Raw genomic sequence first — 12,205 nt, 5'->3', positions numbered from 1 at the left:
TGTCAGCCCCTCCCCAGGAGCAGCCGGGCCTCGCCGACCGTGATCACGGAGCCGGTCACCAGCACGCCCGCGCCGGCGAACTCCGACTCCTCCTCCGCCAGGGTGATCGCCGCCTCCAGCGCGTCGTCCAGCCGCGGCTCCACGACCACCCGCTCGTCACCGAAGACCTCCACGGCGATCGCCGCGAGCGCGTCCGCGTCCATGGCGCGGTGGCTGGAGTTCCTCGTGACGACGATCTCGGTGAAGATCGGCTCGAACGCCTCCAGCAGGCCCCGCACGTCCTTGTCGTCGCTCGCGCCGACCACGCCGATGAGGCGGGAGAAGCCGAACGACTCCGTGATGCCGTCGGCGGTCGCCCGCGCGCCCGCCGGATTGTGCGCGGCGTCCAGCACGACGGTCGGGCTGCGGCGCACGACCTCCAGACGGCCCGGGGAGGAGACCGAGGCGAACGCCTTGCGGATGGTGTCCACGTCCAGCGCACGGGCCTGCTCGGCGCCGACCCCGAAGAAGGCCTCGACCGCGGCGAGCGCGACCGCCGCGTTGTGCGCCTGGTGGGCTCCGTAGAGCGGGAGGAAGATCTGCTCGTACTCGCCGCCGAGTCCGCGCAGCGTCAGGAGCTGACCGCCGACCGCGATCTCCCGGGAGACCACGCCGAACTCCATGCCCTCGCGGGCGACCGTCGCGTCGGCCTCCACGGCCTTCTTCAGCATGACCTGGGCGGCGTCCACCGGCTGCTGCGCCAGGACGACCGTCGCGCCCTGCTTGATGATCCCGGCCTTCTCGCCGGCGATCTCGGCGGGCGTGGCGCCGAGCCGGTCGGTGTGGTCCAGGGCGATCGGCGTGACCACGGCCACCGAGCCGTCGATCACGTTCGTCGCGTCCCAGCTGCCGCCCATGCCGACCTCGACGACGGCGGCGTCCACCGGCGCGTCGGCGAAGGCCGCGTACGCCATGCCGGTGAGCACCTCGAAGAAGGAGAGCCGGTACTCCTGGCTCGCGTCGACCATCTCCACGTACGGCTTGATGTCGCGGTACGTCTCGATGAAGCGCTCGGCCTCGATGGGCGCGCCGTCCAGGCTGATCCGCTCCGTGATCGACTGAACGTGGGGCGAGGTGTACCGCCCGGTGCGCAGCTCGAAGGCGCCGAGCAGCGCCTCGATCATGCGGGCCGTGGACGTCTTGCCGTTGGTCCCCGTGATGTGGATCGAGGGATACGCGCGCTGGGGCTCGCCCAGCACGTCCATCAGGGCGGAGATCCGGGAGACCGAGGGCTCCAGCTTGGTCTCGCCCCAGCGCGTCGCCAGGTCGGCCTCGACCTCGCGCAGCGCCCTGTCCACCTCCGGGTCCGCGGGCCGGGCGGGCACGGCGTCGCCCTGCGGCACCCCGGCCTGCGCGCGCAGGGTGCGGCTGCCGGCCTCGATCACCGCCAGGTCGGGGTCACGGTCGGTCTGGGCATCGACGATCTCGTCGAACGGGTCGGGGTGCTCACTCACGGGTCCAGTCTACGGAGCGGCACCGACAGGAACGGGTGAGGCCCTGGGGGGATCCCCGGGGCCTCACCCGTACCGCGTGTGCGCCGTCAGCCCTGCGGCAGGTTCACCAGCTGGGCCGTGATGCGGACGATGTCCTCGTCCGCCGTGGCCAGCCGCTTACGGATCTTGTCGACCACGTTGTCCGGCGCCTTGGCGAGGAACGCCTCGTTGCCGAGCTTGGCCGTGGCCTGCGCCTTCTCCTTCTCGGCCGCCGCCAGGTCCTTCGTCAGGCGCTTGCGCTCGGCCTCGACGTCGATCGTGCCCGACAGGTCCAGCGCGACCGTGGCGCCCGCGACCGGAAGGGATGCGGTGGCCTGGAAGCCCTCGCCCTCCGGCTGGAGCCGGAGCAGCTGACGGATCGCGGCCTCGTGCGGGGCGAGCGCGGTGCCGTCCAGGGTGAGCCGGGCCGGAACCTTCTGGCCGGGCTGCAGCCCCTGGTCGCTGCGGAAGCGGCGGACCTCGGTGACGACCCGCTGGACGAGCTCGATCTCCCGCTCGGCCGCCTTGTCGCGGAAGCCGCTGTCACTCGGCCAGTCGGCGACGACGAGCGACTCCCCGCCGGTCAGCGTCGTCCACAGGGTGTCCGTGACGTAGGGGACGACCGGGTGCAGCAGGCGCAGCATCACGTCCAGGACCTCGCCGAGGACCCGGCCGGACACCCTGGCCTGCTCGCCGCCCTCGAAGAACGTCGTCTTCGACAGCTCGACGTACCAGTCGAAGACCTCGTCCCAGGCGAAGTGGAACAGGGACTCGGAGAGCTTCGCGAACTGGTAGTCCTCGTAGTGCGCGTCGACCTCGGCGACCGTCTTGTTCAGCCGCGACAGGATCCACCGGTCGGTGGAGGACATCTTCTCGGGCGCGGGCAGCGGTCCCTCGACCGTCGCGCCGTTCATCAGCGCGAAGCGCGTGGCGTTCCAGATCTTGTTGGCGAAGTTGCGCGAGCCCTGGACCCAGTCCTCGCCGATCGGGACGTCGACGCCGGGGTTGGCACCGCGGACGAGTGTGAAACGCAGCGCGTCGGAGCCGTACTTGTCCATCCAGTCCAGCGGGTTGACCGCGTTCCCGAAGGACTTGGACATCTTCTTGCCGAACTGGTCGCGGACCATGCCGTGCAGGGCGATGGTGTGGAACGGCGGGGTGCCGTCCATCGCGTAGAGGCCGAACATCATCATCCGGGCGACCCAGAAGAAGAGGATGTCGTAGCCGGTGACCAGGACGGAGTTCGGGTAGAACTTCGCGAGGCTGTCGGTCTGCTCGGGCCAGCCGAGCGTGGAGAACGGCCACAGGCCCGAGGAGAACCAGGTGTCCAGGACGTCGGTCTCCTGGTGCCAGCCGTCACCGGTCGGAGGCTGCTCGTCCGGTCCGACGCAGACGATCTCGCCGTCCGGGCCGTACCAGACGGGGATGCGGTGGCCCCACCACAGCTGGCGCGAGATGCACCAGTCGTGGAGATTGTCGACCCAGTCGAAGTACCGCTTCTCCATCTCCTGGGGGTGGATCTTGACCTTGCCGTCGCGCACGGCGTCGCCGGCCGCCTTCGCCAGCGGGCCGACCTTGACCCACCACTGCAGGGACAGGCGCGGCTCGATGGTGGTCTTGCAGCGCGAACAGTGGCCGACGGAGTGGACGTACGGGCGCTTCTCGCCGACGATCCGGCCATCGGCGCGCAGTGCGGCGACGATGGCGGAGCGGGCCTCCAGGCGGTCCAGGCCCTGGAAGGGGCCGTGCGCGGTGATGACGGCCCGCTCGTCCATGACGGTGAGCGACGGCAGGTCGTGCCGCTGGCCGATCTCGAAGTCGTTCGGGTCATGCGCCGGCGTCACCTTGACGGCACCGGTGCCGAACTCCGGGTCGACGTGCTCGTCCGCGACGACCGGGATCATACGGTCCGTCAGCGGCAGCTTGATCTGCCGGCCGACCAGGTGCTTGTAGCGCTCGTCGTCGGGGTGGACGGCGACGGCGGTGTCACCGAGCATCGTCTCGGCGCGCGTCGTGGCGACGACGATGGTGTCGTCACCGTCTCCGTACTTCATGGAGACGAGTTCGCCGTCGTCGTCCTGGTACTCGACCTCGATGTCCGAGATGGCCGTCAGACAGCGCGGACACCAGTTGATGATGCGCTCGGCGCGGTAGATGAGCTCGTCGTCGTACAGCTTCTTGAAGATGGTCTGAACGGCCTGCGACAGCCCTTCGTCCATCGTGAACCGCTCGCGGGACCAGGCGACGCCGTCGCCCAGGCGGCGCATCTGCCCGGAGATCTGGCCGCCGGACTCGCTCTTCCACTGCCAGACTCGCTCGATGAAGGCCTCACGACCGAGGTCGTGACGGGACTTGCCCTCCTTGGCGAGCTCGCGCTCGACGACGTTCTGCGTGGCGATGCCGGCGTGGTCCATGCCGGGCTGCCACAGCGTCTCGTAACCCTGCATCCGCTTGCGGCGGGTCAGGGCGTCGATGAGCGTGTGCTCGAAGGCATGGCCGAGGTGGAGACTGCCCGTGACGTTCGGCGGCGGGATGACGACGGTGAAGGGCGGCTTCTCGCTCTTCGCGTCGGCCTCGAAGTACCCGCGCTCTACCCAGCGCTTGTACAGCGCCCCCTCTACGTCGGCCGGCGCGTACTGGGTCGGCAGTTCGGGGTTGCTGGCTGGCTGATGCTGAGTGTTCTCGGTCACGGGGTCAGTTTAGGGGTGTCACGGGGCGGTCCTGAAACGCGATTGTTCCGTAACGGTGTGGCCCCCGCCGCCCCGGGGGGAGGCCGCTTGCGCCAGGATGTCGGGAACACGTAAACATCACGAGGGGAACACCCGTAATGAGCTACAACCAGCCGGGTCCGTACGGCGGCCAGCCGCAGCAGCCGGGCCCGTACGGCCAGCAGCCGCAGGCCCCGCAGCCCGGTTACGGGTATCCGCAGCAGGCCCCCCAGGGCGTGCCGCAGCAGGGCTACGGTTACCCGCAGCAGCCGGGCCAGCCGGGCCAGTGGGGCCAGCCGCAGCAGCCGGGCCCGTACGGCCAGCCGCCCCAGTACGGCCAGCAGCCCCCGTACGGCGCGGGCCCGGGCGCCTACCCGCCGCCCCCGCCGTCCCCGGGCGGCGGCAAGAAGACGGGCCTGATCATCGGCGCGGTGGCGGTTGTGGCGGCGCTGGGTGTGGGCGCGTACTTCCTCTTCGGCGGCAGCGGCGCGGACGTCGCCGACGACGGCCCGCACAAGCTGACGACGCCGGAGACCGTGCTCGCCGAGTACAAGAAGTCGCCCGGCAGCGGCGGCGACGGCGACGACTTCCTCAAGGACGCGGAGAAGAACGGCGTCAAGAACGCGAAGCAGGTCGAGGCCAGCTACCAGGTGAAGGACGAGAGCAACCCGCTGGCCGGGAAGATGCTCCAGTTCGGCGGTGTCTACGGCGAGATCGAGGACCCCGAGAAGGTCGTCGACGGCGTGTTCGCGAACATGGAAGCGGAGTCCAAGAAGGACAAGGACGGCGATGCCGAGCTCGTCGGCGAACCGCAGGCGTACACGCCTGCCGAGGCCGAGGGCGCCGTACTGAAGTGCCAGCAGATCAAGTCCAAGCCCGACGAGGACACAGCGGCTGCCGGCCCGAAGGAGATCCTGATGTCGGTGTGCGTGTGGGGCGACCACAGCACACTCGGCTTGGCGATTCCGATGGACCTGGCGAGCCTGATGACGGGCAAGGGCACGTCGCCCGAGGACGCCGCGGCCATCACCGCAAAGCTGCGCAAGGAAGTGCGCGTCAAGCTGTAGCCCGGTCGCGTTGGGCCTCAGGGCGCCCTAGCACATGGTGCTGCCGGGCGCCACTGCGCTGGGCACTGGTGCACGTCACGCCGAACGACGTAGGGGCGCCCGGTCAGTTCCTCAACTGGCCGGGCGCCCCTGCGTCGTTCGTGCGCGGCTACGCCGACTTCTCGTGGCGCCCGTTGCCCTCGTCCTTCACGATCCGCGGGACCAGCGTCGGGTTCACGTTGTTGTGGACCACGTCCTCCGTGATCACCACGCGGGCCACGTCCTTGCGGGACGGGACCTCGTACATCACCGACATCAGGACCTCCTCCATGATGGCCCGCAGGCCACGCGCGCCCGTGCCGCGCAGGATCGCCTGGTCGGCGATGGCCTCCAGGGCCGGGCGGTCGAAGTCCAGCTCCACGCCGTCGAGTTCGAACAGGCGCTGGTACTGCTTGACCAGCGCGTTCCGCGGCTCGACCAGGATCTTCAGCAGCGCCTCGCGGTCGAGGTTGTGCACCGAGGTGATGACGGGGAGGCGGCCGATGAACTCCGGGATCATGCCGAACTTGACCAGGTCCTCCGGCATGACCTCCTGGAACTGGTCGCTCGCCTCGATCTCCCGCTTCGAGCGGATCGTGGCGCCGAAGCCGATGCCCTTCGCCCCCGCACGCGACTCGATGATCTTCTCCAGGCCGGCGAACGCGCCGCCCACGATGAAGAGCACGTTCGTCGTGTCGATCTGGATGAACTCCTGGTGGGGATGCTTGCGGCCGCCCTGCGGCGGGACCGAGGCCGTGGTGCCTTCCAGGATCTTGAGGAGGGCCTGCTGGACGCCCTCGCCCGAGACGTCCCGGGTGATCGACGGGTTCTCGCTCTTCCGGGCGACCTTGTCGATCTCGTCGATGTAAATGATCCCGGTCTCGGCCTTCTTGACGTCGTAGTCGGCCGCCTGGATCAGCTTGAGCAGGATGTTCTCGACGTCCTCACCCACATAGCCCGCCTCCGTGAGTGCCGTCGCGTCGGCGATGGCGAAGGGGACGTTGAGCATGCGGGCCAGGGTCTGGGCCAGAAGCGTCTTGCCGGAGCCCGTGGGGCCCAGCAGCAGGATGTTGGACTTGGCGAGCTCGATCGCGTCGTCCCGCCCCTGCGCGCCGCCGTTCTCGCCGGCCTGGACGCGCTTGTAGTGGTTGTACACCGCGACCGAGAGCGCCTTCTTGGCCGGCTCCTGGCCGACCACGTAGCTCTCCAGGAACTCGTAGATCTCGCGCGGCTTGGGAAGCTCCTCCCAGCGCACCTCGCTCGTCTCGGCGAGCTCCTCTTCGATGATCTCGTTGCAGAGGTCGATGCACTCGTCGCAGATGTACACACCGGGGCCTGCGATGAGCTTCTTCACCTGCTTCTGGCTCTTTCCGCAGAACGAGCACTTGAGCAGGTCGCCGCCATCACCGATGCGTGCCACGAGGTGCTTCCCCTTCGCCTGGGAGCGGCTTGGTTCAGCCGGCTCCTGGTGCCTCATATCCGACGGTACCTTGCCCGGGCCCCCGTTCGGGCCCCCCTTGGCGCGGTTCACTTTGTCGTGTACCGCACCAAGGGTGCTGCCGGATCCGTCAGGCGGCCGCTGCGGCCGTGCTCTTGCGGGTCGAGACGATCTGGTCGACGAGGCCGTACGCGAGCGCGTCCTCGGCGGTCAGAATCTTGTCGCGCTCGATGTCGTCGCGGACCTTCTCGATCGGCGTGGTGGAGTGCTTGGCCAGCATCTCCTCCAGCTGCTCGCGCATGCGCAGGATCTCGTTGGCCGCGATCTCCAGGTCGGACAGCTGCTCGCGGCCCGTCTGCGAGGACGGCTGGTGGATCAGCACGCGCGCGTGCGGCAGGGCCATCCGCTTGCCGGGGGTGCCGGCGGCCAGCAGCACGGCCGCGGCGGACGCCGCCTGGCCCATGCAGACCGTCTGGATGTCCGGCTTCACGAACTGCATCGTGTCGTAGATGGCGGTCAGCGCGGTGAAGGAGCCACCGGGGCTGTTGATGTAGATCGAGATGTCGCGGTCCGGGTCCATCGACTCCAGGCACAGCAGCTGCGCCATCACGTCGTTGGCGGAGGCGTCGTCGATCTGCACACCGAGGAAGATCACGCGCTCCTCGAAGAGCTTCGCGTACGGGTCGTACTCGCGCACGCCCTGCGAGGTGCGCTCGATGAAGCGCGGGACGACATAGCGGTTGTCCGGCTGGGGGCCGGTGTAGAGACCGCTCACGGAAAAGTTGCTCATGTGGGTGTTCACCATCCTGGTGGCGTTCTGCGGGCTCGGGTGGGGCTCTGCGGCTCAGGCGCCGGTGCCGCCGCCGCCCGGGACGCCCGATGCGGCGGAGATGATCTCGTCGATGAGGCCGTAGTCCTTGGCCTCCTCCGCGGTGAACCAGCGGTCCCGGTCACCGTCGCGGATGATCGTCTCGACGGTCTGACCGGAGTGCTGGGCGGTGATCTCCGCCATGCGCCTCTTGGTACGGAGCAGGTACTCGGCCTGGATCTTGATGTCCGAGGCGGTACCGCCGAGACCGGCCGAACCCTGGTGCATGAGGATGTCGGTGTTCGGCAGGGCGAAGCGCTTGCCGGGGGCGCCGCCCGTCAGCAGGAACTGGCCCATGGACGCTGCCATGCCCATGCCGATGGTCACGACGTCGTTCGGGATGTACTGCATGGTGTCGTAGACCGCCATGCCGGCCGTCACCGAGCCACCGGGGCTGTTGATGTAGAGGTAGATGTCCTTGTCGGGGTCGGCGGCCAGGAGCAGCATCTGCGCCGTGATCTTGTTGGCGATGTCGTCGTCGACCTGCTGGCCGAGGAAGATGATGCGCTCGCCGAGCAGCCGGCTGTAGACCTGGTCGCCGAGGCCACCACCGATGGACGGCTCACCGGCGGCGTAAGGCATCAGATTCGTCACGTGTCCACCTGCTCGTCTCTGACGGCTTCGGCCGTCTCAGCGTCTTGGTACTGGGGGCGGGGACTCCCCTGCCCTCGTATTCATGGACCCTAACGCGCAGGTCGGACATAGCCATCCCGGTTCCCGAACTGTTCGCTCGGAGCGCAAGGTGGTGGGGCCCCGGCCCTGTCCGCGGCCCCGGGCCGTCTACGCCGACGGGCCCCGAAGCGCCCTGCGGCGTCCGGAGCCCGTCCATGAAGGGGCGCGAGGCTCAGGCCTCGGACTTCTCGTCGCCCTCGGCGTCACCCTCGACGACGGCCTCGACCGTCTCGGTGGCGGCCTCGGTCTCGTCCTCGTCCTCCAGGTCGACGACCTCACCGTTGGTGTCGGTGACCTTGGCGGCCTCGACGACGACGGCCAGTGCCTTGCCGCGCGCGACCTCGCCGACGAGCATCGGCACCTGGCCGCCCTCGACGACGGCCTGGGCGAACTGGTCGGGGCTCATGCCGGAGGAGGCGGCACGCCGCATGAGGTGCTCGGTGAGCTCCTCCTGGTTGACGTTCAGCTTCTCCTTGTTGACCAGCTCGTCGAGGACGAACTGGGTCTTGATGCCCTTGACCGCCTGCTCCTTGGTCTCGGCGTCGAACTCCTCGGCGGACTTGCCCTGGATCTCCAGGTACTTGTCGAGGGTCAGACCCATCTGACCGAGCTGGTGGTGCTCGAGGTTGTGCTTACGGGTGTTGATCTCGTCCTCGAGCAGCTTCTCGGGGACCGGGACCTCGACCAGCTCGAGCAGCTTCTCCAGGACGCGCTCCTGGGCCTGCGTGGCCTGGTCGTACTGCTTCATGTTCGTCAGGCGCTTGCGGCTGTCCGCCTTCAGCTCCTCGAGGGTGTCGAACTCGCTCGCCATCTGCGCGAACTCGTCGTCGAGCTCGGGGAGCTCACGGGCGGCGACGGCGGTGACCTTGACGGTGACCTCGGCGTCCTTGCCCTCGGCGGAGCCGCCCTTCAGCTGGGAGGTGAAGGTGGCCTCGCCGCCGGCCTCCAGGCCGGTGACGGCCTCGTCGATGCCGTCGAGGAGCTCGCCGGAACCGATGGTGTACGAAACGCCGTTCGCGACGCCGTCGGGCAGGACCTCGCCGTCGACCTTGGCCTCGAGGTCGATCGTCACGACGTCGCCCTCGGCGGCGGCGCGCTCGACCGGGTTGGTGGAGGCGAAGCGCTCACGCAGCTGCTCGACGGACTTCTCGACGTCCTCGTCGGTGACCTCGACGGCGTCGACGGTGACCTCGATGCCGGAGTAGTCCGGGATCTCGATGACCGGGCGGACGTCCACCTCGGCGGTGAAGTTCAGCGTCTCGCCGTCCTTCAGCTCCGTGATGTCGACCTCCGGCTGGCCGAGCGGGTTGATCTCGGCCTCGTTGACCGCCTCGGTGTAGAACTTGGGAAGGGCGTCGTTGACGGCCTCCTCCAGCACCGCACCACGGCCGAACCGCTGGTCGATGACCCGGGCCGGGATCTTGCCCTTGCGGAAGCCCTTGACCGTGACCTGCTGGTTGATCTTCTTGTACGCCGCGTCGAGGCTGGCCTTGAGCTCCTCGAAGGGCACCTCGACAGTGAGCCGAACCCGGGTCGGGTTCAGGGTCTCCACGGCGCTCTTCACGGTTCGGTCTCCTTGGTGGCTGACTTCTTGGGGTTCGCTGACGCTGCGATTCAGCGGTTCAGCGCATCGGGCCCGGTACATCAGACACACGGGCACGCAGCTTGCATAGTAACGGCAAGCAGGAGGAGCCTCACAACGTGATCTTGCTGGTCGGGGTGGCCGGATTCGAACCGACGACCTTCCGCTCCCAAAGCGGACGCGCTACCAAGCTGCGCCACACCCCGTCGGTGCGAACCGTAGGGTACATGGACCGGGGGCCGTTGGGCCGGTCGGTTTCCGGGGCGTCTTCCGGGTCCGCGGAATGGGGTGTGCGTCCGGCGGCCGGGACCCGCTACGATGCTCTTCGTGCCGCACGGTCGTGACCTGCGGCGCGGTCCGTGCGGGCGTAGCTCAATGGTAGAGCCCTAGTCTTCCAAACTAGCTACGCGGGTTCGATTCCCGTCGCCCGCTCTGTGCACGTCGGGCCCTGCCGGGTGGATTTCCACCGGGCAGGGCCCGACGTCGTCTCCGCACCCGGTCGCCGGGTGCGCGAAAGCCGGTCAGAAGCTGATCTGATTGATCGTCTCCGCTATCGAGTTCATGAATCTGTTGATCGACGGCGCCATGCCCGTCGACGCGAGGAAGAACCCGAACAGCGCCGCCACGATGGCCGGCCCCGGTTTGATCGAGCCGCTGCGGATCAGCACCACGAGGACGATCGCCAACAGCAGCACCACAGACAGTGAAATGGCCACAACTGATCACACCCTCGGTCGGTCCGCCTTGCCGGCCCGGGGACGTGCGGCCCAGCACACCCCCGCCTGCACCATCGTGCCACCAACCTGCTTGCCCCTGCTGCCGGGTGACGAATCGTCGCCGCCAAGATCGCGCCATGCCGGACCGTCCCGGCGCGGCACGGCGGGGCGGCGCGGCGGGGCCGGTAGGCCGGTGGAGTGAAATGACAGAAGGAATACGACGTGATCGTTTCCATGTCCCCACATGTTGGTCACATGAAATTCGAAGGCCGTCGCGGAAGTAATTCACGTCACCTTCCGGGTGCGGCGATATGCCCTGTTTAAGCGGGATTAATTGGGGCATAGGGTGCGTTTGGTGGTGGTTTCAGATTCGAATGGACCGCACCTGAGGGGTGTTTTACGAAATCGAATGCGCGCGGCTAAGGTGCCTTGAATGTTCCACGCTGCGCACGGATATCAGAGGGCTCCGCTCCCCGAGGCTCCGGAGTCGGGACCCAGCCCTGCCACGCGGACGGCGACCGCTGCCGGCCCCGAGGCACCCGGCCGGAAGTCCACCCCAGGACCGGCCCCCGAGCCCAAGAAGTCCGCCGGCCGCGACGCCTACTTCGACAACGCAAAGTACCTGGCGATCGTGCTGGTGGCCGTGGCGCACGCCTGGGAGCCGGTGATGGACGGCAGCCGGGCCGCCCGGGCGCTGTACCTGATCATCTACACGTTCCACATGCCGGCGTTCATCATCATCTCCGGCTACTTCTCGCGCAGCTACCAGGGCAGGCCCCACCAGCTGCGCAGGCTGCTGACGGGGATCGCGCTGCCGTACGTCGTCTTCGAGGTGGCGTACTCCCTGTTCGCCCGGTACGCGAACGACGACCCCGGGCAGCCGGTCAGCCTGCTCGACCCCTTCTACCTGACCTGGTTCCTCGCCGCGCTGTTCGTCTGGCGGCTGACCACGCCGCTGTGGCGGATCGTGCGCCGGCCGCTGCCGATCGCGCTGGCGATCGCCACGCTCGCGGCGCTCACGCCGAACATCGGGGCGGACCTCAACCTCCAGCGGGTGCTGCAGTTCCTGCCGTTCTTCGTGCTCGGCCTGTGCCTGCGGCCGGAGCACTTCCAGCTGGTGCGGCGGCGCGAGGTGCGCCTGCTGACGCTGCCGCTGCTCGCGGGCACGGCGCTGTTCGCGTACTGGGTCGCGCCGCGGATGCGGCTCAACTGGTTCTACCGGTCCAGCAGTGTGCAGGAACTCGGCGCGCCGTGGTGGTCGGGAGTCGTGGTCTTCCTCGGCCTGCTGGTGTGCGCGCTGGTGCTGTCGGCCGCCTTCCTCGCCTGGGTGCCCGGCCGCAGGAACTGGATGACGGCGCTGGGCGCCGGCACCATCTGCGGCTATCTGCTGCACGGCTTCCTGGTCAAGGCCGGCGACTACTTCGGCGTCTTCGAGGAGAACTCCTGGCTCGCCAGTCCGCTCGGCCTGGTCTTCGTCTCGCTCTTCGCCGCGGGCGCCGTCACGCTGCTGTGCACGCCGCCGGTCCGGCGGGCCCTGCGGCCGGTCACCGAGCCCGAGATGACGTGGGCGTTCCGCCGGGACGCCGCCGAGCTCGCCGCACGCCGTTGACGCAGCGGTGACGTGA

Annotated in this window: 9 protein-coding genes and 2 tRNA genes; 3 read left to right on the top strand and 8 right to left on the bottom strand. The window is 68.7% G+C overall.

The annotated features are described in order from the left end of the window. Positions 1-2: 2 nt before the first annotated feature. Together folC and ACLB9X_RS18630 are read right to left on the bottom strand one after the other, a co-directional pair. Positions 3-1,493 carry a bifunctional tetrahydrofolate synthase/dihydrofolate synthase gene (folC, locus tag ACLB9X_RS18635; protein ID WP_410361507.1) on the bottom strand — a complete coding sequence of 497 codons (1,491 nt, stop codon included), beginning with the start codon at positions 1,491-1,493 and terminating at the stop codon, positions 3-5. Positions 1,494-1,579: 86 nt separating this feature from the next. Continuing rightward, the gene (locus ACLB9X_RS18630; protein WP_410361506.1) at positions 1,580-4,201 is read right to left on the bottom strand and encodes a valine--tRNA ligase; all 2,622 of its coding nucleotides are present in this window, start codon (positions 4,199-4,201) and stop codon (positions 1,580-1,582) included. 137 nt (positions 4,202-4,338) lie between these two features. Here ACLB9X_RS18630 and ACLB9X_RS18625 point away from each other — a divergent pair, with 137 nt between their 5' ends. Beyond that, positions 4,339-5,286: a hypothetical protein gene (locus tag ACLB9X_RS18625; RefSeq protein ID WP_410361505.1), complete on the top strand. Its 948-nt coding sequence runs from the start codon at positions 4,339-4,341 to the stop codon at positions 5,284-5,286. A 148-nt stretch (positions 5,287-5,434) separates the two neighbouring features. Here ACLB9X_RS18625 and clpX read toward each other — a convergent pair whose 3' ends face one another. The 5 genes from clpX to ACLB9X_RS18600 form a co-directional block, all read right to left on the bottom strand. Then, entirely contained in the window at positions 5,435-6,724 is a 1,290-nt protein-coding gene (gene clpX, locus ACLB9X_RS18620) for an ATP-dependent Clp protease ATP-binding subunit ClpX (RefSeq protein WP_410361504.1), read from the bottom strand. Between the two features lie 148 nt (positions 6,725-6,872). After that, positions 6,873-7,547, bottom strand: a complete 675-nt coding sequence (locus ACLB9X_RS18615) for an ATP-dependent Clp protease proteolytic subunit (protein WP_410361503.1) — start codon at positions 7,545-7,547, stop codon at positions 6,873-6,875. A 39-nt stretch (positions 7,548-7,586) separates the two neighbouring features. Continuing rightward, positions 7,587-8,192 carry an ATP-dependent Clp protease proteolytic subunit gene (locus ACLB9X_RS18610; RefSeq protein ID WP_410361720.1) on the bottom strand — a complete coding sequence of 202 codons (606 nt, stop codon included), beginning with the start codon at positions 8,190-8,192 and terminating at the stop codon, positions 7,587-7,589. 262 nt (positions 8,193-8,454) lie between these two features. Then, positions 8,455-9,846, bottom strand: coding sequence for a trigger factor (gene tig / locus ACLB9X_RS18605; RefSeq protein WP_410361502.1), 1,392 nt, complete (start codon positions 9,844-9,846; stop codon positions 8,455-8,457). Positions 9,847-9,993: 147 nt separating this feature from the next. Then, positions 9,994-10,070 (bottom strand) — tRNA-Pro (locus tag ACLB9X_RS18600). Positions 10,071-10,225: 155 nt separating this feature from the next. Here ACLB9X_RS18600 and ACLB9X_RS18595 point away from each other — a divergent pair. After that, positions 10,226-10,296, top strand: a tRNA-Gly gene (locus ACLB9X_RS18595). A gap of 89 nt (positions 10,297-10,385) precedes the next feature. Here ACLB9X_RS18595 and ACLB9X_RS18590 read toward each other — a convergent pair. Further along, complete coding sequence (locus tag ACLB9X_RS18590) at positions 10,386-10,580, bottom strand: hypothetical protein (protein WP_177150833.1); 195 nt, start codon at positions 10,578-10,580, stop codon at positions 10,386-10,388. Between the two features lie 433 nt (positions 10,581-11,013). Between ACLB9X_RS18590 and ACLB9X_RS18585 the strand changes: the two genes are divergently transcribed. Further along, entirely contained in the window at positions 11,014-12,189 is a 1,176-nt protein-coding gene (locus ACLB9X_RS18585; RefSeq protein WP_410361501.1) for an acyltransferase family protein, read from the top strand. Positions 12,190-12,205 lie beyond the last annotated feature (16 nt).

Origin of the sequence: Streptomyces sp. 5K101 (assembly GCF_046506645.1) — a bacterium.
GTDB lineage: Bacteria > Actinomycetota > Actinomycetes > Streptomycetales > Streptomycetaceae > Streptomyces.
The sequence above is the reverse complement of the archived record's forward strand: the minus strand, read 5'-3'. Positions and strand labels throughout refer to the sequence as shown.

What these genes read in the sequence shown, in the direction of transcription:
- ACLB9X_RS18615 (WP_410361503.1), bottom strand. Translation starts at nt 7,547, where the DNA reads ATGGTGAACACCCACATGAGCAACTTTTCCGTGAGCGGTCTCTACACC.
- ACLB9X_RS18585 (WP_410361501.1), top strand. Translation starts at nt 11,014, where the DNA reads ATGTTCCACGCTGCGCACGGATATCAGAGGGCTCCGCTCCCCGAGGCT.
- ACLB9X_RS18625 (WP_410361505.1), top strand. Translation starts at nt 4,339, where the DNA reads ATGAGCTACAACCAGCCGGGTCCGTACGGCGGCCAGCCGCAGCAGCCG.
- ACLB9X_RS18610 (WP_410361720.1), bottom strand. Translation starts at nt 8,192, where the DNA reads ATGCCTTACGCCGCCGGTGAGCCGTCCATCGGTGGTGGCCTCGGCGAC.